At 64.0% G+C, this 23974-nt stretch carries 15 protein-coding genes; 11 read left to right on the forward strand and 4 right to left on the reverse strand.

Annotation, left to right across the window (positions count from 1 at the left end; translation table 11 throughout):
* Window positions 1–56: 56 nt before the first annotated feature.
* A complete protein-coding gene (gene rapA, locus LLJ08_RS05805; RefSeq protein WP_046620658.1) occupies window positions 57–2906 on the reverse strand; it encodes an RNA polymerase-associated protein RapA in 2850 nt (949 codons plus the stop codon).
* A 151-nt stretch (window positions 2907–3057) separates the two neighbouring features.
* Here rapA and LLJ08_RS05810 point away from each other — a divergent pair, with 151 nt between their 5' ends.
* From LLJ08_RS05810 to ccoM, 4 genes are all read left to right on the forward strand, one after another.
* A complete protein-coding gene (locus LLJ08_RS05810) occupies window positions 3058–3354 on the forward strand; it encodes an aspartate-semialdehyde dehydrogenase (RefSeq protein WP_090521698.1) in 297 nt (98 codons plus the stop codon).
* 1 nt (window position 3355) lies between these two features.
* Window positions 3356–3973, forward strand: coding sequence for an alpha-ketoglutarate-dependent dioxygenase AlkB family protein (locus LLJ08_RS05815; protein ID WP_228208431.1), 618 nt, complete (start codon window positions 3356–3358; stop codon window positions 3971–3973).
* Entirely contained in the window at window positions 3970–4131 is a 162-nt protein-coding gene (locus LLJ08_RS05820; RefSeq protein ID WP_014821192.1) for a hypothetical protein, read from the forward strand. Before LLJ08_RS05815 ends, LLJ08_RS05820 begins: the two co-directional genes overlap by 4 nt.
* 241 nt (window positions 4132–4372) lie before the next feature.
* On the forward strand, window positions 4373–4480 hold the full coding sequence (ccoM, locus tag LLJ08_RS21020) for a cytochrome c oxidase subunit CcoM (RefSeq protein WP_023444473.1): 108 nt from the start codon (window positions 4373–4375) through the stop codon (window positions 4478–4480).
* A 74-nt stretch (window positions 4481–4554) separates the two neighbouring features.
* Here ccoM and pulA read toward each other — a convergent pair whose 3' ends face one another.
* A complete protein-coding gene (gene pulA, locus LLJ08_RS05825) occupies window positions 4555–7674 on the reverse strand; it encodes a pullulanase-type alpha-1,6-glucosidase (protein ID WP_228208432.1) in 3120 nt (1039 codons plus the stop codon).
* Between the two features lie 234 nt (window positions 7675–7908).
* Entirely contained in the window at window positions 7909–8379 is a 471-nt protein-coding gene (locus LLJ08_RS05830; protein WP_014821189.1) for a MaoC family dehydratase, read from the reverse strand.
* Between the two features lie 276 nt (window positions 8380–8655).
* Between LLJ08_RS05830 and fadD2 the strand changes: the two genes are divergently transcribed.
* From fadD2 to rarD, 7 genes are all read left to right on the forward strand, one after another.
* A complete protein-coding gene (gene fadD2 / locus LLJ08_RS05835; RefSeq protein WP_228208433.1) occupies window positions 8656–10344 on the forward strand; it encodes a long-chain-fatty-acid--CoA ligase FadD2 in 1689 nt (562 codons plus the stop codon).
* A 224-nt stretch (window positions 10345–10568) separates the two neighbouring features.
* On the forward strand, window positions 10569–12260 hold the full coding sequence (fadD1, locus tag LLJ08_RS05840; RefSeq protein ID WP_042924774.1) for a long-chain-fatty-acid--CoA ligase FadD1: 1692 nt from the start codon (window positions 10569–10571) through the stop codon (window positions 12258–12260).
* Between the two features lie 174 nt (window positions 12261–12434).
* Entirely contained in the window at window positions 12435–14120 is a 1686-nt protein-coding gene (locus LLJ08_RS05845; RefSeq protein WP_041754783.1) for a methyl-accepting chemotaxis protein, read from the forward strand.
* A gap of 183 nt (window positions 14121–14303) precedes the next feature.
* Window positions 14304–15989, forward strand: coding sequence for a methyl-accepting chemotaxis protein (locus LLJ08_RS05850; RefSeq protein WP_014821185.1), 1686 nt, complete (start codon window positions 14304–14306; stop codon window positions 15987–15989).
* A 268-nt stretch (window positions 15990–16257) separates the two neighbouring features.
* Entirely contained in the window at window positions 16258–17862 is a 1605-nt protein-coding gene (locus LLJ08_RS05855; RefSeq protein ID WP_041013256.1) for a M28 family metallopeptidase, read from the forward strand.
* Between the two features lie 115 nt (window positions 17863–17977).
* Complete coding sequence (gene hrpA, locus LLJ08_RS05860) at window positions 17978–22060, forward strand: ATP-dependent RNA helicase HrpA (RefSeq protein ID WP_228208434.1); 4083 nt, start codon at window positions 17978–17980, stop codon at window positions 22058–22060.
* A gap of 38 nt (window positions 22061–22098) precedes the next feature.
* The gene (gene rarD / locus LLJ08_RS05865; protein ID WP_041013258.1) at window positions 22099–22992 is read left to right on the forward strand and encodes an EamA family transporter RarD; all 894 of its coding nucleotides are present in this window, start codon (window positions 22099–22101) and stop codon (window positions 22990–22992) included.
* A 101-nt stretch (window positions 22993–23093) separates the two neighbouring features.
* On the opposite strand, the gene LLJ08_RS05870 is transcribed toward rarD, so the two are convergent.
* Entirely contained in the window at window positions 23094–23945 is an 852-nt protein-coding gene (locus LLJ08_RS05870) for an FHA domain-containing protein (RefSeq protein WP_046620678.1), read from the reverse strand.
* Window positions 23946–23974: the final 29 nt, after the last annotated feature.

Here is a 23974-nt window from a genome sequence, read left to right on the forward strand (position 1 = left end):
CCTGAACGGATGGGTTGGACACCGCCTTCAGGACACACGGGCAAAGCGCTGCCGGCTCAGCCGGCGACCAGCACCCGTATTGCCTCCAATCGCAAGGCCGCCTTTTCCAGTGCTGCCAGGCCGTCTTCGCGCTGCTGACGCAGGGCTTCGATCTCGCTGTCGCGCACGCTCGGGTTGACTGCCTGCAGGGCTACCAGTCGCGCCAGCTCCTCCTCCAGGCCGGCCTTGAGCTTGCGTTGTGCCTCGGCAACGCGCTCGCTGTGGCGGGGCGCGATCTTGGCTTCGGCGGCGGCGATCTGGGTGGCCAGCACGTCGCGCTGGGCCTGAACGAACTTGTTGGCGCTGGCCCGCGGCACGCTTTCCAGCTGATCGTTGAGCGTATCGAAGGCCACCTTCGAGGCCAGGTCGTTGCCGTTGCCGTCGAGCAGGCAGCGCAGCGCCAGCGGCGGCAGGAAGCGGCTCAGCTGCAGTGCACGCGGCGCCACCACCTCACTGACGAACAGCAACTCGAGCAGTACGGTGCCCGGCTTGAGCGCCTTGTTCTTGATCAGCGCGACCGCGGTGTTGCCCATGGAGCCGGACAGCACCAGGTCCATGCCGCCCTGCACCATGGGGTGTTCCCAGGTGAGGAACTGCATGTCTTCGCGGGCCAGGGCCTGTTCACGGTCGTAGGTGATGGTCACGGCTTCGTCATCGCCCAGCGGGAAGCTGGCATCCAGCATTTTCTCGCTGGGGCGCAGTACCAGGGCGTTTTCCGAGTGGTCTTCGCTGTCGATACCGAACGCGTCGAACAGTTGCTCCATATAGATCGGCAGGGCGAACTGGTCGTCCTGCTCCTCGATGGCTTCGACCAGCGCCTTGCCTTGTTCGCCGCCGCCGGAATTGAGTTCCAGCAGACGGTCGCGACCGCTGTGCAGTTCGGCTTCCAGACGCTCGCGCTCGGCGCGGGCCTCGTCGATCAGCAGCTGATAGGTGTCGTCGTCACCTTCTTCCAGCTGCCCCAGCAGACGCTGTCCGAAGCGGTGCTGCAGGGCGTTGCCGGTCGGGCAGGTGTTGAGGAAGGCGTTCAGTGCCTGGTGATACCACTTGAACAGGCGTTCCTGCGGACTGGTTTCCAGATACGGCACGTGCAGCTGGATGGTGTGCTGCTGGCCGATGCGGTCGAGACGGCCGATGCGCTGCTCGAGAAGGTCCGGGTGCGCCGGCAGATCGAACAGCACCAGATGGTGGCTGAACTGGAAGTTGCGGCCCTCACTGCCGATTTCCGAGCAGATCAGCACCTGCGCGCCGAACTCCTCGTCGGCGAAGTAGGCCGCGGCGCGATCGCGCTCGAGGATGCTCATGCCTTCGTGGAACACCGTGGCCGGAATGCCGGAGCGCACGCGCAGCGCGTCTTCCAGATCCAGGGCGGTCTCGGCATGGGCGCAGATGACCAGCACCTTGTACTTCTTCAGCATCTTCAGGGTGTCGATCAGCCATTCCACGCGCGGATCGAACTGCCACCAGCGGTTGCTCGCCTCGCCGTCGTCCTGCTGGCTCTGGAAGGCCACCTCCGGATACAGCTCGGCATGCTCGCCCAGCGGCAGTTCGAGGTATTCGGCCGGGCAGGGCAGCGGATAGGGATGCAGCTGGCGCTCCGGGAAACCCTGCACGGCGGCACGGGTGTTGCGGAACAGCAGACGGCCGGTGCCGTGACGGTCGAGCAGCTCGCGGATCAGCCGGCTGCTGGCCTCGATGTCGCCATCGGTGGCGGCGGCCAGCAGGGCTTCGCCCTCGGCGCCGAGGAAATCGTGGATAGTCTGGTGTGCCTGCTGCGAGAGCCGGCCCTCGTCGAGCAGCTCCTGCACGGCTTCGGCCACCGGCTGGTAGCTGGAGCTTTCGGCGCGGAAGGCATCGAGGTCATGGAAACGATTCGGATCGAGCAGACGCAGACGGGCGAAGTGGCTGTCCAGGCCGAGCTGTTCCGGAGTTGCAGTCAGCAGCAGCACGCCGGGGATCACTTCGGCCAGCTGTTCGACCAGTTTGTATTCGGCGCTGGCACCTTCCGGGTGCCAGACCAGGTGGTGCGCTTCGTCCACTACCAGCACGTCCCAGCCTGCGGCGAAGGCAGCGTCCTGGGCACGCTCGTCTTCCTTCAGCCATTCCAGCGATACCAGTGCCAGCTGGGTGTCTTCGAACGGGTTGCTGGCATCGCTCTCGATGAAGCGCTCGGCATCGAACAGTGCGACTTCCAGGTTGAAGCGGCGGCGCATCTCCACCAGCCACTGGTGCTGGAGGTTTTCCGGAACCAGGATCAGCACCCGGCTGGCGCGGCCTGAGAGCAGTTGGCGATGGATGATCAGGCCGGCTTCGATGGTCTTGCCCAGGCCCACTTCGTCGGCCAGCAGTACGCGGGGGGCGATGCGGTCAGCGACTTCCTTGGCGATGTGCAGTTGGTGCGCGATGGGCTGCGCACGCACGCCACCGAGGCCCCATAGCGAGGACTGCAGCTGGGCGCTCTGGTGCTGCAGGGTGTGGTAGCGCAGGCTGAACCAGGCGAGCGGGTCGATCTGCCCGGCGAAGAGGCGGTCGCTGGCCAGGCGGAACTGAATGAAGTTCGACAGCTGGGTTTCCGGCAGGGTGCGGGCTTCGTTCTGCGCGGTCAGGCCGTGGTAGACCAGCAGGCCGTCGACGTCGTCGACCTCGCGCACGGTCATCTTCCAGCCTTCGAAATGGGTGATCTCGTCACCGGGCACGAAGCGCACCCGCGTCAGTGGGGCGCTGCGTGTCGCGTACTGGCGCGTTTCGCCGGTCGCCGGATAGAGCACGGTGAGCATCCGCCCATCCTGGGTCAGGATGGTTCCGAGGCCGAGTTCTGCCTCGCTGTCGCTGATCCAGCGTTGCCCCGGTAGATACTGCTGCGCCATGCTGCCTCCCGCTGTGAAAAAGCCGGCTATGGTAACGGAACGTCGCCAGCAGAGCGACGGCCGATGGCGACTGCGTGACGCATGAAGTGTAGCGGTCCTGTTAAAGTTGGCCGGTGCCGCGCCGATTCATCGGTAAAGAGGGGTAACGAGCATGCTGCCACCCATCCCATCAGGCGTATTCCCGGTCAACGCCCAGCAGGACGTGGTCAAGCCGCGCCCGGAGATCGCACCGGTGGCACCCGTGCAGCCGAGCCCGGACGAAAGTGCGGTTACCCTCGACCGACGTCATCCGCAGGAGAGCGCCGAGATGCTGCGCGACGAGCAGCGGCGGCGTCAGCGCCGGGGTTATACCCCGGAGGAACTGGCGACCGGAGAGACTGATGAGCAGGACCAGGCCGAGCTCGAAGAGCTGCCGCGCCAGGGACTCTGGGTTGACGTCGAGGTCTGAGGTGTTCACGAACGACCCGAGCCACGCTTCATCGATCGAGTTGCCGGACGCCGCACTGGACTACTACCCGGGGTGGGTCGACAGCGAAACCGCCGATGCCTGGCTGGAGAAGCTCGTCAGCGCCACGCCCTGGTCGCAGCCCGAAATCCGAATCTATGGCCGCCAGGTTGCAGTACCACGCATGGTCGCCTGGTACGGCGACGCGGACGCCAGGTATCGCTATTCCGGCCTACGACATGATCCGCTGGCCTGGACACCGCTGTTGCGCGACATCCGTGAGCGTCTGCAGCACGAGACCGGTCAGCGCTTCAACGGCGTGTTGCTGAACCTGTATCGCGACGGGCGCGACGCCATGGGCTGGCACAGTGACGATGAGCCCGAGCTGGGCGATTGCCCCACTGTCGCTTCGCTGAGTTTGGGCGCTGAGCGGCGCTTCGATCTGCGGCGCAAGGGCAGTGCGCGGATTCAACACTCGCTCGTCCTCGCACATGGCTCGCTGCTGGTCATGAGGGGCACGACGCAGCATCATTGGCAACACCAGATCGCGCGGACCAGCAAGGTGCTGCAGCCGCGCCTCAACTTGACCTTCCGCCTTATCGAGACGAGGCCGAGCAAATGAGCAGCGACGAGAAGTTGATCGACTTCAGTGCAGAGCGCGCAAAGCGCATTCACGACCTCAACGACAAGCGCCTCGAGGAGATGCGCAAGACCTTCGAGCAGGTCCTGCCGCTGGGCAAGGCGAAGAAGAAGGGCAAACGCTCTCCGAAGAAGCGTTAATCGCGCCCCCCTTCAACATTGCACAGATCGATTCGCTATTAGCCGCTCGGCTCTCACCACACGTCTGCTGCTGCCCTGCCGTTTTTCGCCTCAAACACCCCTGTTTTCTTGACCTGGATCAGTCGTTGCTCACGGCTGTGCGCGCTGCTTTGTGGCCATTGACCCGGGTCAATTTTTTTAGGGGGGAGCGGGTTTAACTTGAACCCATCGAATAGCGAATCAGGTTTCGGAGGTAGGTCTCATGTTTGTCGATGATGTGGTGCTCGCAGGGGTGGTCACGGTCGGCCTGATGGTCGCCTTCCTCGGAGGCTTCGGATATTTCATCTGGCGGGATGCGCACAAGAAGTAAGCGATTCCCGGCAGATTCAAAGAGCACGCAAGGCATTTAGGCGACCTATGGTCGCCTTTTTTTTTGCGCGCGATTTACCGACGTGCCTGAGGTTGGGCGAACACGATCGTCGTGAACGCCGGTACCTCGAACTCCCCACTAGTGACCTTGGCCTGGCGGCTGATCGGGTCGACCGAACCCTTCAGCACCGGGTGCAACTCGTAGCCGTCCGCGCCCGGCAGGCGAACCGGCCTGTCCGAGGCATTGATCACCACCATCAGCGAGCTGTAGCGGCGGTCCAGATCGCGGCCGTCACGCGGACCATCGGCCAGACTGAAGGCGATCACGCCGGGCTGCTGTTCGGGGCCAGTGTTGTGAAACTGCAGGCGCCGTTGCACCTCGCGGGCGCTGTCGAGCTGGAACAGTGCGCTGTCGCTACGGATTTTCAGCAGCTCGAGGAGACGTCGTTTCGCCGCGACGATGTCGGTGGTGCCCGGTTTGGCCTGCGGGTCGACAATGATCCTGCGAATCAGCGGCCAGTTGTCGCCGTCCTTGTCCGCGCGCGGCAGGCCCTTGTTCCAGTTGTTGTCCTGATAGCTGAAGTCCACCGCATTGAACCAGTCCCCCGAATCGTAGCTGTCGCGCTGCATGGACTTCGATCGCAGGATGTCCGAGCCGAGATGGATGAACGGCACGCCCTGGCTGAACAGCGGCACTGACAGCGCCACCATGTGCAGGCGCACCCTGTCGGCAACCGACAGGCTGCTGGCCAACTTGTACTGGTTGTTGTCCCACAGCGTCTGGTTGTCGTGCTTGGAGACGTAATTGACGGTTTCCTGCGGGTCCAGCGTATAGCCGGCGGGCTGGCCGTTGTAGTCGATCTCGCTGCCTTTGCGCGTGCTGCCGTCGGCGGTCACGAATTGGAAGTCGCGTAGCCCGCCAGCAATGCCGACGCGGATCAAATCGGTGGCGTGCAGCAGTTGCGCTTTTTCCTGAGCCCCGGCGCCGCTCAGCTCGTTGGGTCGCAGATAGAGCCCGTTGGCGAAGCCCTGGTTGCGACGAATGCTGTCGCCGCCGTCGAAGGGGCTGCCGCCACGGACTGCATCACGTTGTCGGTCGTTGAAGGTACCTACGCCGGTACCAGCCATGTTCAGCTGGTTGGCATTGATGCCGCGTGCATTGCCGGCAACCTCGCCGAATTCCCAGCCTTCGCCGTAGAGATAGGTGTCGCGATCGATGCGGCGAACGGCGCGATACGCATCGACGATCTGCTCGCGCATATGGTGACCCATCAGGTCGAAGCGAAAGCCGGCGATCTTGTAGTCGCGGGCCCAGACCTTCAGCGAGTCGATCATCAGCTTGGCCATCATGCGATGTTCGCTGGCGGTGTTCTCGCAGCAGGTCGAGGTTTCCACCGCACCGGTAGTCGGGTTGCGGCGGTGGTAGTAGCCGGGTACGACCTTGTCCAGGACGGACTTGTCGGCCAGGCCGGAAGCGTTGGTGTGGTTGTAGACCACGTCCATCACCGTGGCGAGGCCATTGCCGGCCAAGGCCTGCACCATCTGGCGGAACTCGATGATGCGCTGCACGCCTTCGGCATCGCTGGCGTAGCTGCCCTCGGGCGCGGTGAAGTGGAAGGGGTCGTAGCCCCAGTTGAAGTCATCCAGGCCGCGCAGGTCGTCGTACAGCGATTGCGCCTGACCGCTGGCCGGGTCGAAGCCCTCTAGCACCTGACGGATGCTCGCTGCGCCACAGTACTGCGCCCAGCGCTCCCGGGCCGCATCCGACAGGTCGCAGAGCTTGGCGAAGGGGTCGTCCAGATTGATCCGCCGAGCGGGGTCTTCGTTGATGGTCGCGATGTCGAACACCGGCAGCAGCTGCACGTGGGTGAGCCCGGCCTTCTGCAGGTCGCGCAGGTGCCGCATGCCGTTGCTGTTCTGGTGGGTAAACGCTGCGTAGGTACCGCGCAGCGCGGCCGGCAGGCTGGTGTCGCTGGCGCTGAAGTCGCGCAGATGGGTTTCGTAGATCACGCTCGCTTCGGGGCGCTCCGGGTGTGGCGGACGCACGGCATCCCAGCCGGCTGGTTTGAGGTCGCCGGCGTTCAGGTCGACGACCTGGGCGTACTGGCTGTTGCGCGACAGGCTCAGGGCGTAGGGATCGCTGACCAACGTCGTCTCGATCCTGCCGCTGCTTGGTCGGTAGGCGGTGACTTCGTACTGGTAGTACTGGCGATCCAGTGAGCGCGGGCCTTCCAGACTCCAGACGCCGAGCCGCTCCCGCATAGACTTTGGATAACCGGGCAGCAGCTGTTTGGCGGCATCGAATACGTGCAGGCGAACCCGCTGTGCGGTCGGTGCCCAGAGCTTGAAGGACACACCTCTGGCATCGAGCGTCGCGCCCAGCTTGCCGTTGTAGGCGAACAGCATGTCGAGGATGCCGGCGGCCTGCACTTCGGTGGCATCAATGACCCGGTCGTCCGCGTCATAGGCGATTACCACCAGCTGGCTCATCACGGCGCGGCGAATGTCTTTCACACCTGCCGTGATTCGGTAAGCGGGGGTATCGACCAGATGCGGGTGCCGGCGCCTGAGGCCATTGCGCAGGCTGGACGGCTGCATCGCCAGGGTCTGCCCGCCGCTGACGGTTCGCGCCTCGCTGTCGATGCGGATGCTGGCGTCGCTGGCATAGCGCAGTTCCAAGCGGCTGGCGCCCGGCGCACCGCCCACCAGAGCGAGCGTGAATGGATCGAGCCAGTGCGCCCGCGCGCCCTTGATCGCCACGGCGCTGCCGTTCAGCGGCGTGCTGGACAGCTGTGGGTTGCCGCTGACCGTGAAGACACGACGGCCCAGTTCGTCGAAGCGCCAGGTCAGGTCGCCACCGCCCAGGTCCTTTTCGTCGCCCTTGTGCATGATCAGATTCAGGCAGCTGGCATTGGCGCTCAGTGGAATGCGGTACAAGGCGCCGTACCGCGGGTCGGTATCCACCGCCGCGAGCGGTTGCGCCCAGCTGGTTTCAGTCGCACTTCCGCTGCAGTCGGTGGTGTTCCACAGGTGCGGACCCCAACCGTTGTAGTCACCATCGGCGCGCTGATAGTAGAGCAGGGCCTCGTCGGGGCCAGGGTCGAGCGGGGTAGCCGAAGCGGATTGCGTGGCCAGCGAGAAGCCGGCAAGGGCCAGCGCCGCCAGGCGCCGATAAGCGATCGAGCGAGTGAGCATGGGTGAGGGTCCCGTTGTTGTTCTTCTTGTACTGCTCGCTGGATGGTCGGCGCGGGGTATCCGATACGCATCCTCCGTTGGGGAACTGCTCGGGGCGTAGGCCAAGGCCGTAATGGCGTTCTGCTTGTCGCCTGTGCCGGGCAGGCGGAGGGATTGCTGGAAATGAAGAGGGCGCCAATCAGGCGCCCTCGGTTTGCCCCTCCATGAACGGCGAGGCGATGAACGTAGGGATGCTCAACCGATGGTGATCGGCGGCAACTCCTTCAGTTCTACGGTCTCCTGCTTGCGTGGCGCGAGCACTTCCGCCTCGCCATCGACCACCTGCTCATCGTTCTGGTTGAACACGCGGGTGGCGATGCGCACGCGGTTCTTCGGCAGCTTCTCGAGGATTTCCAGGCGCACGGTCAGGGTGTCACCGATCTTCACCGGACGGGTGAATTTCATGGTCTGGCCGAGATAGATGGTGCCCGGGCCCGGCATGGTGCAAGCCACGGCGGCGCTGATCAGCGCGCCACTGAACATGCCATGGGCGATGCGTTCCTTGAACAGCGTACCGGCCGCGAACTCGGCATCCAGGTGGACCGGGTTGCGGTCGCCGGACATGGCCGCGAACAGCTGGATGTCCTTTTCCTCTACGTGTTTTTCGAAGCTCGCCTGCTGGCCGACTTCCAGTTCGGCGTAGGGCGTGTTGCTGATGGTGCTCATGGACAGTCCTCAGATGCTGGGGCGGCGCGTCAACTGCTGCGCCTGATCGAATCAGGTTCCGCGCAACCGGCACAGCCCGGTACTTGCGCGCTGGGGCTGCATTCTAGAGGCATGCAGCCCGATTGTCCCGAGTGCAGGCCGTCCCGGCAGCGTGACGAAAGATTCACGGCAGTGATTTGTGCGGCTTGGACTGTTGCGTCGCGACGCTGACCTGATAAGTTCGCCAGAGCCCGCTGTGCGCGGGCCAGACACTCTCAGGTAAAGAGGCCAATAACAATGCAGCCTGAATTCTGGAATGACAAACGCCCTGCTGGCGTGCCCAACGACATCGATCTAGGTGCTTACCGCTCGGTCGTCGAAGTGTTCGAGCGAGCCTGCAAGACCCACGCGGACCGCCCCGCATTCAGCAATATGGGTGTCACCCTCAGCTACTCCGATCTGGAGCGCCACTCCGCCGCTTTCGCCGCCTGGCTGCAGCACCACACCGATCTGCAACCCGGCGACCGCATCGCCATTCAGATGCCCAACCTGCTGCAGTATCCCATCGCGGTGTTCGGTGCGCTGCGTGCCGGCCTCATCGTGGTCAATACCAACCCGCTGTACACCGCGCGGGAGATGCGCCACCAGTTCCAGGATTCCGGCGCGCGGGCGCTGGTGTATCTCAATACCTTCGGCCACCACGTGCAGGAGGTGCTGCCCGATACCGCCATCGAGCACCTGATCGAAGTGCGCATCGGCGACATGTTGCCGCCGCTCAAGGGCGCGCTGGTCAACGCGGCGGTCAAGCACCTGAAGAAGATGGTGCCGGATTACAGCCTGCCGCAAGCCGTTTCCTTCAAGGACGTGCTGCGCGACGGCGCACGCCACAGCCACAAGCCCGCGCCGCTGGAGCTCGACCACGTCGCCGTGCTGCAGTACACCGGCGGTACGACCGGTGTGGCCAAGGGCGCGATGCTGACCCACGGCAACCTGGTGGCGAACATGCAGCAGGTGCGGGCCAACATGCAGCAGCTGGACGATCAGGGCCACCCGATCATCCGTGAAGGTCAGGAAGTGATGATCGCGCCGCTGCCGCTGTATCACATCTACGCCTTCACGGTTAACTGCATGTGCATGACGGTGACCGGCAACCACAACGTGCTGATCACCAACCCGCGGGACATCAATGGCTTCGTCAAGGAACTGCAGCGCTGGCAGTTCTCCGCATTCCTCGGGCTCAACACGCTGTTCGTCGCGCTGATGGCTCACCCGCAGTTCAAGAAGATCGACTTCTCCCGGCTCAAAGGCACCAACTCGGGCGGCACTGCCCTGGTTTCGGCAGTCGCCGAACGCTGGAAGAGCCTGACCGGCTGCACCGTTGTCGAAGGCTACGGCCTGACCGAAACCTCGCCGGTCGTCTGCGCTAATCCTCATGGCGAACATTCGCGCCTCGGCACGGTGGGGCTGCCGGTGCCCGGTACCACGGTCAAGGTAATCGACGACGAAGGCAACGCCTTGCCGCTCGGCGAGCGCGGCGAGCTGTGCGTCAAGGGGCCGCAAGTGATGAAGGGCTACTGGCAGCGTCCCGAAGCTACGGCCGAGGTGCTGGACGAGGAGGGCTGGCTGAAGACCGGCGACATCGCGGTGATCGACGAGGACGGGTTCGTCAGCATCGTCGACCGCAAGAAGGACCTGATCATCGTCTCCGGTTTCAACGTCTACCCCAACGAGATCGAGGACGTGGTGATGGCCCACCCGAAGGTCGCCGCCTGCGCCGCTATCGGTGTCGCGGACGAGAAATCCGGCGAGGCGGTCAAGCTGTTCGTCGTGCCCAGCGATCCGACCCTCACCCAGGAAGAATTGCAGGCTTATTGCCGGGAGAATTTCACCGGCTACAAGATGCCGCGGCACTACGTTTTCCGCGATGCATTACCGATGACGCCGGTGGGCAAGATCCTGCGCCGCGAGTTGCGTGAAAGCGCCTGATAACGACAGGTGCAGCCCGCAGAGGGCGACTCAAATTGAGTGACCGGGATATATGTTCCGGTCACTTTATGTCGAATCAACGCGTTCCGGACTCTGTTCGCTCCTGGGCAAAGCTGCTAACCTCGGGCACGCTTTTAGCCCGATTAGTGGTACAAAAGTTAACAAATCACAACAAAACAGCTGCCATCGCGCAGTAATAAAGCTGTTGCTTAGGAGTGGGGTTCATGACCGATAACTTCTGGAAGGATAAGTATCCTGTTGGTGTCTCCAGCGAGATCAATCCCGACGAGTATCAGAACATCCAGGCTGTGCTCAAGCAGTCTTGCGAGCGTTTCGCCGACAAGCCGGCCTTCAGCAATCTCGGCAAGACCCTGACCTATGGTGAGCTGTACAAGCTGTCCGGCGAATTCGCCGCCTATCTGCAGCAGAACACCGATCTTCAGCCCGGCGACCGTATCGCCGTGCAGCTGCCCAACCTGATCCAGTACCCCATCGTGGTGTTCGGGGCCATGCGCGCCGGCCTCATCGTGGTCAACACCAACCCGCTGTATACCGCGCGGGAAATGGAACACCAGTTCAACGACGCCGGCGCCAAGGCGCTGGTCTGTCTCGCCAACATGGCGCATCTGGCCGAGGAAGTGCTGCCCAAGACCGGCATCAAGCACGTGGTCATCACCGAAGTCGCCGACATGCTGCCGCCGCTCAAGCGCATGCTGATCAACGCGGTGGTCAAGCATGTGAAGAAGATGGTCCCGGCCTACAGCCTGCCGAAGGCGGTCAAGCTCAACGACGCGCTGGCCCTGGGCCGTGGCAAGGCAGTGCGGGACGTATCGCCGAGCAGCGATGAAGTCGCCGTGCTGCAGTACACCGGCGGTACCACCGGCGTCGCCAAGGGCGCGATGCTGACCCACCGCAATATTGTCGCCAACATGCTGCAGTGCAAGGCGCTGATGGGGTCGAACCTCAATGACGGCAGCGAGGTGCTGATCGCCCCTCTGCCGCTCTACCACATCTACGCCTTCACCTTTCACTGCATGGCGATGATGCTCAGCGGCAACCACAACATCCTGATCTCCAATCCGCGCGACCTGCCGGCGATGATCAAGGACCTGTCGAAGTATCGCTTCAGCGGCTTCGTCGGCCTCAACACGCTGTTCGTGGCGCTGTGCAACAGCGAAGACTTCCGCAAGCTGGATTTCTCCGCGCTCAAGGTCACCCTGTCGGGCGGCATGGCGCTGCAGCTGGCGACGGCCGAGCGCTGGAAGCAGGTGACGGGTTGCCCCATCTGCGAAGGCTACGGCCTGACCGAAACCAGTCCGGTGGCCTCGGTCAATCCGATCGAGCACATCCAGATCGGCACCATCGGCATTCCGGTTCCTTCGACGCAGTTCAAGGTCATCAATGACGATGGCCAGGATCTGGCGCAAGGCGAGATCGGCGAGCTGTGCATCAAGGGCCCGCAGGTGATGAAGGGTTACTGGCAGCGCCCCGAGGCCACTGCCGAAGTGATCGACGCCGAAGGTTGGTTCAAGTCGGGCGATATCGGTGTCGTTCAGGAAGACGGCTACATTCGCATCGTCGACCGCAAGAAGGACATGATTCTGGTCTCCGGTTTCAACGTCTATCCCAACGAGCTGGAAGACGTGCTTGCCGGTCTCCCAGGGGTGCTGCAGTGCGCCGCCATTGGCGTGCCGGACGAGAAGTCCGGTGAGGCGATCAAGCTGTTCGTGGTGGTCAAGCCGGGGGAGAGCCTGACCAAGGAGCAGGTCATGCAGCACATGCACGATAACCTGACCGGCTACAAGCGCCCGAAGTCAGTGGAGTTCCGCGACAGTCTGCCGACCACCAACGTCGGCAAGATCCTGCGCCGCGAGCTGCGCGATGAAGAGTTGCGCAAGCTGGGCCACAAGAAGTAGTACTCGTACCTCGACGAAAAACCCCGCCTCGGCGGGGTTTTTTCGTTTTTGCGAACAGCGTTCATTCGGCAGCGCCCGTCACAGCTTGAATTAGCGCTTGGTAGCGTTCTCCTCGTTATGTAGTCGGTGGCACAATGGCACTACTTAACCGCGTTTTTCATGGGGGATTTCCAGATGCTGTCATCACTACGGTTGCGAGTGAAACTGCTCTTGCTTGCCCTTGGCCCGATTCTGCTGCTCGCTGTCCTGCTCAGCGGCGTTGCGGTGATCGAGCTGCAGGATCTGGCTGACCAGCAGGAAACGCAGACCCGCGCCAGTCTCATCCGTGACCGACGCGCCGAACTCGAAAGTTACGTGCAGCTCGCCCGCAATGCGATTGCGCCGATCTATGAGCGCTCCGCCGAAGGCGACCTGCAGGCCCGCGATCAGGCCGTGGCGCTGCTGGAAGGGCTGACCTACGGCCGCGAGGGCTACTTCTGGGGTTACGACGGGCAGTCCGTTCGCGTGTTCCAGGGCGCGACCCGCGAGCGTATCGGTGAGAACTTTGCCGACTTCAAGGACCCGAATGGCGTGTATGCGATTCGTGAACTGGTCAAGGCGGGTCAGAACGGTAGCCACTACGTCGACTACAGTTTCGCCGTGCCGGGCAGCAATGCACTGGTGCCCAAGGTCGGCTATGCCGAGTACCTGCCGAAATGGAACCTGGTATTCGGCACTTCGCTGAACCTGGATGACGTCGAGCGCGATGTCGGTGAGGCTCGGGCAGCCTTCCAGGCGCGCATCGACAGTCTCACGCTGATCATGCTTGGGTCCGCGCTGCTGCTGCTCATCCTCGTTGCCGTGCTCGCGGTGCTGATGAGCAATGCCATTCTGCGGCCGCTGCTGCAGATCAAGCAGAACCTCGACGACATGGCCGAGGGCGATGGCGACCTGACTCATCGCCTGCCGGTTACCAGCCGTGACGAGCTGGGTGAGCTGTCGGCATCGTTCAACCGCTTCGTCGAGAAGATCCACGTGCTGGTGCAACAGGTCGCCGGAACCACCGCGCAGCTGACCGGCCTGGTGGGTGAAGTCGCCAGCCAGGCGCAGCGTTCGGAGCACGCCATGGCCGATCAGCGCAGCGAAACCGACCAGGTGGCCACGGCAATCAACGAGATGTCGGCCGCTGCCCACGAAGTGGCGATGAGCGCCCAGCGTGCCGCCGAGGCCGCGCGCGAAACCGATCAGCAGGGCCTTGCGGCCAAGCAGGTCGTAGACCAGAGCATTCACCAGATTCACGAACTGGTGGGCGAGCTGCGCGGCAGCGGCGAGTCGCTGGAGGGGCTGCAACAGGACGTGAAAGGCATCGTCGGTGTGCTCGACGTGATTCGTGCCATTGCCGAGCAGACCAACCTGCTGGCGCTCAATGCCGCCATCGAGGCAGCCCGTGCCGGCGAGGCGGGGCGTGGGTTCGCGGTGGTGGCTGACGAGGTAAGGGCGCTGGCCAGCCGCACGCAGCAGAGCACCGGCGAGATTCAGGGCATGATCGATCGCCTGCAGAACGCAACTTCGAACACCGTCAGCACCATGCTGCGCGCCGGTGAGAAAGGCGAGAGTACCCGTGATCACGCCAATCAGGCCGGGGAGTCGCTGGATGCCATCTCCGCACTGATCGGCACCATCAATTCGATGAACGCGCAGATCGCCGCCGCCGCCGAAGAGCAGACCGCCGTGGCCGAGGAAATCAACCGCAGCGTGCACCATATCGCCGACGCGGTGGACGGTGTGGCCAGCGATGCTGCCCAGGGCGCGCAAACCGCACGTGAACTCAATGGTCTGGCGGAACAGCTCCAGCGGCTGGTGGGACAGTTCCGCATCTGATCGACAAGCCGCTCTAGGACGGGCCATCGCGAAACCCTGCCAGGCAGGGTTTCGTCGTTCATGGGGTAAAGAAAGATCCCGCCAGGTCGACAACCCGAAGGTACTTGCGCAATTGGTGCTTAAGTGGCGCCTGTTTTTTGTCGCAATTTCTCTTGCTACAAGTACCTAAAGGAATCGATCAGAATGCTCTCCAATCTTCGTTTACGAATGAAGCTGCTGTTGCTCACGCTGGGCCCGATTCTACTGCTCTCCATCCTCCTCAGCGGCATCGCCGTCTATGAATTGCGCGCACTGGCCGAACAGCAGGAAGAGCACACCCGCAAGAGCCTCATTCAGGATCGGCGTGCCGAGCTCAAGCATTACGTCGAGCTTGCGCGCAATGCCATCGGGCCGATCCACGAGCGCTCCGCCGAAGGCGACATGCAGGCGCGCGATCAGGCGGTGGCCATTCTCGAGCGGATGTCCTATGGCAAGGACGGCTATTTCTGGGGTTATGACTCCCAGGCCGTGCGCATCCTGCAGGGCAACACGAAGGACAAGATCGGCCAGAGCTTCTACGACTACCGTGACCCGAACGGTGTCTACGCCATTCGCGAGCTGGTGCGCGCCGGCCAGGACGGCAGCCACTACGTCGACTACAGCTTCGTGCTCGGTGACAGCAGTGTGCTGGTGCCCAAGGTCGGCTATGCCGAATTCCTGCCCAAATGGAACATGGTCTTCGGCACATCGTTGAACCTGGATGGCGTCGAGCGCGACGTGCAGGCCGCGCGGGCAGAGTTTCAGGAGCGCATCGACGGGCTGGTAGCCATCATGCTGGTTTCGGCGTTCGCGCTGCTGGCGTTGATGGCGCTGCTAGCCGTTTTCATGAGCAATGCCCTGCTCAGTCCGCTGCTGCTGATCAAGCGCAATCTGGATGACATGGCCCAGGGCGACGGCGACCTGACCCAGCGACTACCGATCACCAGCCAGGATGAACTGGGTGAGCTGGCCATGTCGTTCAACCGCTTCGTCGAGAAGATCCATTCACTGGTACAGCAGGTCGCCGGCACCACCACGCAATTGAGCGGGCTGGTCGGTGCGGTGGCCAGCCAGGCGCAGCGCTCGGAACAGGCCATGGCCGACCAGCGCAGCGAGACCGATCAGGTCGCCACGGCGATCAACGAGATGTCGGCCGCGGCCCACGAGGTCGCGATGAGCGCCCAGCGTGCCGCCGAAGCAGCGCAGCAGACCGATCAGCAGGGCGTTGCGGCCAAGCAGGTAGTCGATCAGAGCATCCGCCACATTCACGAACTGGTGGGCGAGCTGCGTGGTAGCGGTGAGTCGCTGGAAGGGCTGCAGCAGGACGTGAAAGGCATCGTTGGTGTGCTTGACGTGATCCGCGCCATCGCCGAGCAGACCAACCTGCTGGCGCTCAATGCGGCCATCGAGGCAGCCCGTGCCGGTGAGGCAGGTCGCGGTTTCGCCGTGGTCGCCGACGAAGTACGTGCCCTTGCCAGCCGTACCCAGCAGAGCACCGGTGAAATCCAGGGCATGATCGACCGTCTGCAGAGCGCCACTTCCAACACCGTCGCCACCATGTTGCGCGCTGGCGAGAAAGGCGAGAGCACCCGTGACCAGGCCAACCAGGCCGGCGAGTCATTGGATGCCATCTCCGCACTGATCGGCACCATCAACTCGATGAACGCGCAGATCGCCGCCGCCGCCGAAGAGCAGACCGCCGTGGCCGAGGAGATCAACCGCAGCGTGCACCACATTGCCGATGCGGTGGACGGTGTGGCCAGCGACGCCGCTCAGGGAGCCCAGACCTCCCGCGAGCTGAATGGACTGACCGTGCAACTGCAGCAACTGGTCGGTCAGTTCCGAATCTGATTCGACGTTCTCCGGCGGCAGGTGCAACGCCTGTCGCCGTTGCTGAACGGCGCTGTTTCCAGCGCCGCTCCGCCAAGAGTCACTAAAGCGCCTCGATGAAGTTCCCTGCAACCCGATCAACGGTGCTACCGGCGGGCGGCTGTCTCAGAACCGAGACGGCGGCCGTTCGGTCTAGCTCCCTATGGCCGCGTCCGCTGAAAGCAGTAGGGGACGATGGCGCAAGCCACAGGCGGCCTGCCCATCAATCCGTTGCAAGGATGAGTTACCCATGCACAAAAAAAACAATGCTGTTCGGGTAGTTGCTTCTCTCGCATTACTTACCGGCAGTGTCGCGTTCGCGGCGCCGCAGGTAGACACCCCGCAATTCAACGACTTCTGGACGCCGGACAAGCCCAACGCGGCGTTGTGCCGTTCGCCCTTGCTGGTCGGCACTCCGGTCGGTTTGCCGCGCTGCATGCAGGCGAGCAACGTCATGAAGCACCTGGAGGCGTTGCAGGACATCGCCATGATGAACGACGGCAATCGTGCGTCCGGTCAGCCCGGTTATCAGGCGTCGATCGACTACGTGCGCAGCCGCCTGCAGCGCGCCGGTTATCGCGTCGAAGTGCAGGCCTTCCCGTTCCTCGCCTTCTATCCCGTCAGCCCCGGCACGCTGAGCGCCGTGGCGCCGCAGCCGGCCCAGTACGTCTGGGAGGAGGATTTCACCTACGCCGATCAGACCGATCCGGGCAGCGTCACCGCGCCGGTAGTGCCGGTCGACCTGGCTCTCGGCGCTGGCAACACTTCCACCAGCGGCTGTGAGCCCGAGGACTTCGCCGGTTTCCCGGCCGGTGCCATCGCCTTGATGCAGCGCGGCACCTGTCCGTTCGGGCAGAAGGCGAGCAATGCCGCGGCGGCCGGTGCGGCTGGCGCCATCATCTTCAACCAGGGGGACACCGAGGACCGCAAGGGGCTGCTGGTCGCAACCCTGGGCGAGGACTACAGCGGCGGCATCCCGGTGATGTTCTCGACCTACGATAACGGCGTGGCCTGGTCGCAGACCGCGGGGCTGCAACTGAGCATGAACGTCGACGTGGTGCGCGAGCAGACCGAGACCTACAACCTGCTGGCCGAAACGCGTCGCGGCGATCCGGGCAACGTGGTCATGGTCGGCGCGCACCTGGACTCGGTGTTCGAAGGGGCGGGCATCAACGACAACGGCTCGGGCAGCGCCGCGCTGCTGGAAATGGCGCTGCTGATGAGCAAGGCGCGGCCGGAAAACAAGGTGCGCTTTGCCTGGTGGGGCGCGGAGGAGTCCGGCCTGGTGGGCTCGACCTACTACGTCACGCAGCTACCGGACGAGGAGAAACAGCGCATCAAGGCCTATCTGAACGTCGACATGATCGGTTCGCCGAACTATGCCAACTTCATCTATGACGGCGATGGCTCCGACTTCGGCCTGCAGGGGCCACCAGGCTCGGCTGCCATCGAACGCCTGCTGCGCACCTACTTCCAGCTGCGCAATGCGCCGTCTGAAGGCACCGAGATCGACTTCCGCTCCGACTACGCACAGTTCTTCGAGGACGGCATTGCCTTCGGCGGTCTGTTCACCGGTGCCGAGGACATCAAGACCGAGGAGCAGGCGCAGCGCTACGGCGGCGCAGCCGGCCAGCCGTTCGATCCGTGCTATCACAACGAATGCGACAACCTCGGCAACATCTCCACCGAGGCGCTGGAGTTGCACGGTGACGCGCTGGCCTTCGCCACCAGCTGGCTGTCGCTGTCGACCCGGATGATCGATGACGAGATCGCCGCGGCGGCTGAGCAGAGAATCGGCAGCATGCGCATCCAGCAGGTGCAGGAGAAGTCGCGCTGGGGTCACTGGATCCGTTGATCGGCTGAACACCGCGCCGGCATGCCGGCGCGGTCCCTGCACACACCCTTTCCCTTCGGCCGGCCGGGCAAATCTGCGACAATCGCGCCCTTCTCGAATTGCCCCACGGCTGTCCATGACCGACGCAACGCCCGCTATCGATACCCTGCTGAAGAATCTCGACCAGGCCCTGTTCGCTGATCGCCACCGCCTGCGCCGGCAGCTGCACGAGCTGAGAAAGCAGCCGGACGAGGCCAAACTGGCCCAGTGGCTGGAGCGTTTTCAGGCATCCGCCGCCAAGGTCGAGGCGCGCAGGCAGAGCGTGCCGCGCATTCGCTACGACGATAGCCTGCCAATCGCCGCCAAGCGCGACGAGATCAAGGCCGCGCTGGAAAAGCATCAGGTGCTGGTAATTGCCGGTGAGACCGGCTCCGGCAAGACCACCCAGCTACCGAAGATCTGCCTGGAGATCGGCCGTGGCGTGCACGGGCTGATCGGCCATACTCAGCCGCGCCGGCTTGCGGCACGCAGCGTCGCCACTCGCGTGGCCGAGGAAATCGGCACGCCACTGGGTGAGCTGGTGGGTTATCAGGTGCGTTTCGAGGATCAGAGCAAGGACAGCTCGCTGATCAAGCTGATGACCGATGGCATCCTGCTGGCCGAGACGCAGCACGACCGCTTCCTCGAGCGTTACGACACCATCATCGTCGACGAGGCCCACGAGCGTTCGCTGAACATCGACTTCCTGCTCGGTTTTCTCAAGACCCTGCTGCCGCGGCGGCCGGATCTGAAGGTCATCATCACTTCGGCGACCATCGACCTGCAGCGCTTTTCGGAGCATTTCGACGGTGCGCCCATCGTCGAGGTCTCCGGGCGTACCTACCCGGTGGAGACCTGGTATCGGCCACTGGCGGCCGAGATCGACGAGGACGGCAACCGGGTGGAGGACGACCTGACCGTCGACCAGGGCATCCTCGCCGCGCTGGACGAGATCGCCGCCCACGAGCAGAGCGTCGGCAAGCGCCCCGGCGATGTGCTGGTGTTCCTGCCCGGTGAACGCGAGATTCGCGACGCGGCCGAGGTGCTGCGCAAGGCCAATCTGAAGTTCACCGAGGTGCTGCCGCTGTACGCGCGGCTGACGCCGGCCGAGCAGCAGAAGATCTTCCAGCCGCGACCGGGGCGCAAGATCGTGCTGGCCACCAACGTCGCCGAGACCTCGCTGACCGTGCCCGGTATCCGCTACGTGATCGATTCCGGTACCGCGCGCATCAGCCGCTACAGCTACCGCGCCAAGGTTCAGCGGCTGCCGATCGAGGCGGTGTCCCAGGCCAGCGCCAACCAGCGCAAGGGGCGCTGCGGGCGGGTCGAGCCGGGTATCTGCATTCGGCTTTACAGCGAGGAAGACTTCCTCGGCCGGCCGGAATTCACCGATCCGGAGATCCTGCGCACCAACCTCGCCGCGGTGATCCTGCAGATGCTGCATCTGCGCCTGGGCGACATTCAGGATTTCCCCTTTATCGAGTCGCCGGATGGCAAGGCCATCAGCGACGGCTTCAACCTGTTGCAGGAGCTCTCGGCGGTCAATCGCGAGAACCAGCTGACCCCGCTGGGCCGCCAGCTGGCGCGCCTGCCGATCGACCCGCGACTGGGTCGCATGCTTCTCGAAGCCGCACAGCAGGGCAGCCTGGCCGAAGTCCTGATCGTTGCCAGCGCACTCTCGGTGCAGGACGTGCGTGAGCGCCCGGCTGATCGCCAGCAGGCGGCCGATCAGGCCCATGCACAATGGAAAGACCCGGATTCGGACTTCGCCGCGCTGATCAATATCTGGCGCGGGTTTGAGGAAAAACGCCAGGAGCTGGGCTCCAACCCACTGCGCACCTGGTGCCGGAAGAACTTCCTCAACTATCTGCGTCTGCGCGAGTGGCGTGACGCCCATCGCCAGCTGACCCTGATTGCCCGAGAACTCAAACTTGGTTCGGGCAGGTCGGTGGATGGCTCCGGCCAACCACCGCGTGCCGATAAGGCACGTAGGGTGGAAGACGGCGAAGCCTCTTCCACGCGTCCGGCCGGGGCCAGCGCCCAACCCGTACCGACCAAGGACACCAAGGTCAACGTCATCCTCCGCCAGCAGGCCGAAGCCAGCGATGAGGCGCAGAGGGCCAAGAGCTACGCGGCGGTGCACAAGGCGATCCTCGCTGGCCTGCTCAGCCAGGTTGGCAACAAGACCGAGGAGGGCGACTTCCTCGGCGCGCGCCAGCGGCGCTTCTGGGTACACCCCTCCAGCGTGATCGGCCGCAAGAAGCCCAACTGGCTGATGGCCGCTGAACTCGTGGAAACTACCAAGCTGTTCGCGCGCATGGTCGCCAAGATTGAGCCCGACTGGATCGAGCCACTGGCCGGCCACCTGATCAAGAAGAACCACTTCGAGCCGCACTGGGAGAAGAAGCGCGGACAGGTGGTGGCCTACGAGCAGGTGACGCTTTACGGCATGATCGTCGTCGGCCGTCGGCCCGTGCATTACGGCCCCATCGATCCGCCCGCGGCCCGCGAGCTGTTCATCCGCGAAGGGCTGGTGCGCGGCGAGATGCACAGCCGCGCCCGCGCGCTCAATGCCAATCATGAGCTGCTCGAACGCCTCGACGAACTGGAAGCCAAGACGCGCCGCCGCGACATCCTCGCCGACGAGGAAACCCTGTTCGACTACTACGATGCGCGGCTGCCGGCGGACATCTACCAGACCGCCAGCTTCGAGAACTGGTACAAGCGCGAAAGCCAGAAAGACCCGCAGCTGCTGATCATGCGCGAGGAAGACGTGCTCGCCCGCGAGGCCAGCGAAGTCACCGCCGCGCAGTACCCGGACCACCTGAGTATCGGCGAGCTGCAGTTGCCGCTGGAATACCATTTCGAGCCCAACCACCCGCGCGATGGCGTGACCTTGCGCGTCCCGGCGCCGCTGTTGCCGCAATTGCGCAGCGAGCGGCTCGACTGGCTGGTACCGGGGCTGCTGGAAACGAAGGCGGTGGCGCTGGTGCGCAACCTGCCCAAGGCACTGCGCAAGAACTTCGTACCGGTGCCGGATTTCGTCGGCGCCGCGCTGGCCAAGATCACCTTCGGTGAAGGCGCGCTGCCGGAGGCGCTGGGCCGTGAACTGCTGCGCATGACTGGTGCACGCGTATCGGACGACGCCTGGGCCGAGGCGGCAGCCGGTCTGGAAAGCCATCTGAAGATGAACATCGAGGTGGTCGACGCCCGCGGCAAGTTCCTCGGTGAGGGGCGTGATCTGGCTGAACTCACCGCGCGCTTCGCCGAGGCCAGCCAGGCCGCCCTGGCGCCGCAGCAGCAGAAGGCCGAACAGAAGCCGGTCGAAGCCAAGGGTTTTGCCCAGGTCGCAGAAAAGGCCCAGGCGAAGATGGCCGGGCTGTCGATGACCGTCTACCCGGCGCTGGTGGAAGAGGCAGGGGTGGTCAAGGAAGGGCGCTTTCCAACCCAGGCCGAGGCCGAGTGGCAACACCGCCGCGCCCTGCAGCGCCTGTTGTTGCAACAGCTGGCGGAGCCGGCCAAGTACCTGCGCAACAAGCTGCCGGGCCTTACCGAGCTGGGCCTGCTCTACCGCGACATGGGCAAGGTCGATGGGCTGGTCGAGGACATCCTGCTGGCCAGCCTCGACAGCTGCATCCTCGACGGCGAAGCCCAGCTGCCGCGTGATGGCGCCGCGCTGGCGTCACTGGCCGAACGCAAGCGCGGCGACTGGACTGCGCATGCCGAGCGCCTCGCACGTCTGACACTGGAAATCCTCAAGCACTGGCACGGCCTGCAGAAGCGCTTCAAGGGCAAGATCGATCTGGCCCAGGCGGTGGCGCTCAATGACATCAAGGCGCAGTTGGGCAACCTGGTCTATCCGGGCTTTGTTCGCGAAACGCCTGCCGAGTGGCTGAAGGAGTACCCCCGCTACCTCAAGGCCATCGAGCAACGCTTCGAGAAGATCGGTGCGCAGCTGCAGCGTGATCGCGTCTGGTCCGGCGAACTGGCCGGCTACTGGGAGCAGTACCAGACACGCCTGAAGAAGCACTTGCAGGAAGGCAAGCGCGATGCCGAGCTGGCACTGTATCGCTGGATGCTCGAGGAATATCGCGTCTCGCTCTGGGCACAGCAGCTTGGCACCAGGATGGCGGTTTCGGACAAGCGCCTGAACAAGCAGTGGAGCCAGGTCGAGCCCTGAGGTCGGGGCTGGCACGAATCGTCAATCGCAGGAAGCCCATGGAAACTCGCAACAGGCTGGCGGGCGTCGCCGGCTCGCTCGCCGCATCGACGCTCTTCGCAACGCTGTATTACTACACGTCGCTGCTCGAGCCGCTGAGTGGCCAGCAGATCTACGGCTGGCGCATTCTGCTCACCGCACCCTGCCTGGCGTTGCTACTGCTCGCCATCGGTCGCTGGGGCGAAGTCCGCGAGATTCTGGTGCGCCTGCCAGCCGAACCGAGGCTGTGGCTAGCGCTGCCGCTGTCTTCGGCGCTGGTCGGCTTGCAGCTGTGGCTGTTCATGTGGGCGCCGATCAACGGCCACGGGCTGGACGTTTCGCTCGGCTACTTTCTGCTGCCGCTGACACTGGTACTTACCGGGCGCCTGGTTTTCGGCGAAACGATCAGTCGATTGCAACGCCTGGCCTGTCTGCTGGCGGCTGTGGGCGTGGGCAACCAGCTGCTATTGGCTTCGTCACTGTCATGGCCGGTACTCGCCGTTGCCCTGGGCTACCCGTGCTACTTCGTTCTGCGCCGCAAGCTCGGCACCGCCAGTCTTGGCGGGCTCTGGGTCGACCTGGTCATCAGCTTGCCGGTTGCTGCGCTGTTCGTCCTAGGCAGCGGTGAAACGTTGAACCTGCTTGCCGGCAATCCCCGCCTGACATTGCTGATCGCCGGCCTGGGCGCGCTCAGCGCGCTGGCGCTGGGGCTGATGATCAACGCCAGCAAATACCTCAGCCTGACCCTGTTCGGCCTGCTCAGCTATGTCGAGCCGGTACTGTTGGTGGTCGTGGCGCTGCTGCTTGGCGAGAGCATCGCGCCGGACCAGTGGCTGACCTACGGGGCGATCTGGGCGGCGATTGTGGTGTTGGTCCTCGAAGGATTGCGGGCGCTGCGTCGGGGGCGAGGGTAGCGTTGGTAGTCATTGATCAGGTGCCGAGGTTTCATCGGGCAGGCGCCGGCTGCTAGGGCAGAAAGCGGCACTGCATGGCCGCCGCTCAAGCCTGTTAGTTGCTAGATCATCTGCTGCGCAACCAGCCCGGCGACAATGGCCAGCCCCAGCGCGCCGAGCAGCATGCCAAGGCGCCATGCGGATTTACCTGGCTCACGAGCAGGAGCGGCGGCAACAGGTGCCGCCGCGTGCAGCGGGTTCGGCGTGGCAGGGCGGGGGCGGGAAGGTTTCGGCTGGGGGGCGACCGTGGCGGGCAGGTCGGTGGCGCGGACGAATACGGTAGCGTCTTCGTCGACGACTTCCGGGGTGCTGACCTTGGGCCCGATCACCAGCAGTGTGGTATTGCCCAGCTGGATCTGGTCGCCCGGCTGCAGCACAGCGGTCGTGACCTTCTCGCGGTTCACCAGCAGGCCGTTGGCTGAGGCCAGGTCCTTCACTTCCAGCACATCGCCCTTGAGGTAGAACTCCGCGTGGCGGCGGGACAGCTCCGCATCGCTGAAGCAGAGTTCGCATTTCACCGAGCGGCCAAAGGTCATCGAGCCGGTGATGTGGTACTTGTGGCCCTGGTTCTCGCCCTTGACCACCTGCAACAGCCAGCGCGGGGCGCTCGCCAGCTTGGTGCCCGCCTTGGCCGGATCGACGATCTGCAATTCCAGCGCGCCCAGGCGCAGGCGGTCGCCGGAACGAATCTGGTAGCGCTCGCCGACCTTCTCGTCATTGACGTAGGTGCCGCCAGGCGTGCCGAGGTCGGTGAGGTAATAGAAGCGGTTTTCCAGCAGCAGTTCGGCGTGAAATGGCGCGACCCCGGTGTCGTTGGCCACCAGTTTGTTGCTGCGGTCCGAACCGAGGGTGAAGCGTTCATCGGCAAGCCAGACCGGACTTTGGCGATTGTCAGCGAAGTGGATCCTGAGCATGGCGCGGTACCTTTTAGCGGAGCGGGCGA

This window comes from Stutzerimonas chloritidismutans (genome assembly GCF_020783375.1).
In the GTDB taxonomy this organism is placed as follows: domain Bacteria; phylum Pseudomonadota; class Gammaproteobacteria; order Pseudomonadales; family Pseudomonadaceae; genus Stutzerimonas; species Stutzerimonas kunmingensis.

Bases quoted from the DNA above. Each gene is read 5' to 3' on its own strand.
- rapA (WP_046620658.1), bottom strand. From the start codon at position 2,906: ATGGCGCAGCAGTATCTACCGGGGCAACGCTGGATCAGCGACAGCGAG.
- LLJ08_RS05810 (WP_090521698.1), top strand. From the start codon at position 3,058: ATGCTGCCACCCATCCCATCAGGCGTATTCCCGGTCAACGCCCAGCAG.
- LLJ08_RS05820 (WP_014821192.1), top strand. From the start codon at position 3,970: ATGAGCAGCGACGAGAAGTTGATCGACTTCAGTGCAGAGCGCGCAAAG.
- ccoM (WP_023444473.1), top strand. From the start codon at position 4,373: ATGTTTGTCGATGATGTGGTGCTCGCAGGGGTGGTCACGGTCGGCCTG.
- pulA (WP_228208432.1), bottom strand. From the start codon at position 7,674: ATGCTCACTCGCTCGATCGCTTATCGGCGCCTGGCGGCGCTGGCCCTT.
- LLJ08_RS05830 (WP_014821189.1), bottom strand. From the start codon at position 8,379: ATGAGCACCATCAGCAACACGCCCTACGCCGAACTGGAAGTCGGCCAG.
- fadD2 (WP_228208433.1), top strand. From the start codon at position 8,656: ATGCAGCCTGAATTCTGGAATGACAAACGCCCTGCTGGCGTGCCCAAC.
- fadD1 (WP_042924774.1), top strand. From the start codon at position 10,569: ATGACCGATAACTTCTGGAAGGATAAGTATCCTGTTGGTGTCTCCAGC.
- LLJ08_RS05845 (WP_041754783.1), top strand. From the start codon at position 12,435: ATGCTGTCATCACTACGGTTGCGAGTGAAACTGCTCTTGCTTGCCCTT.
- LLJ08_RS05850 (WP_014821185.1), top strand. From the start codon at position 14,304: ATGCTCTCCAATCTTCGTTTACGAATGAAGCTGCTGTTGCTCACGCTG.
- LLJ08_RS05855 (WP_041013256.1), top strand. From the start codon at position 16,258: ATGCACAAAAAAAACAATGCTGTTCGGGTAGTTGCTTCTCTCGCATTA.
- hrpA (WP_228208434.1), top strand. From the start codon at position 17,978: ATGACCGACGCAACGCCCGCTATCGATACCCTGCTGAAGAATCTCGAC.
- rarD (WP_041013258.1), top strand. From the start codon at position 22,099: ATGGAAACTCGCAACAGGCTGGCGGGCGTCGCCGGCTCGCTCGCCGCA.
- LLJ08_RS05870 (WP_046620678.1), bottom strand. From the start codon at position 23,945: ATGCTCAGGATCCACTTCGCTGACAATCGCCAAAGTCCGGTCTGGCTT.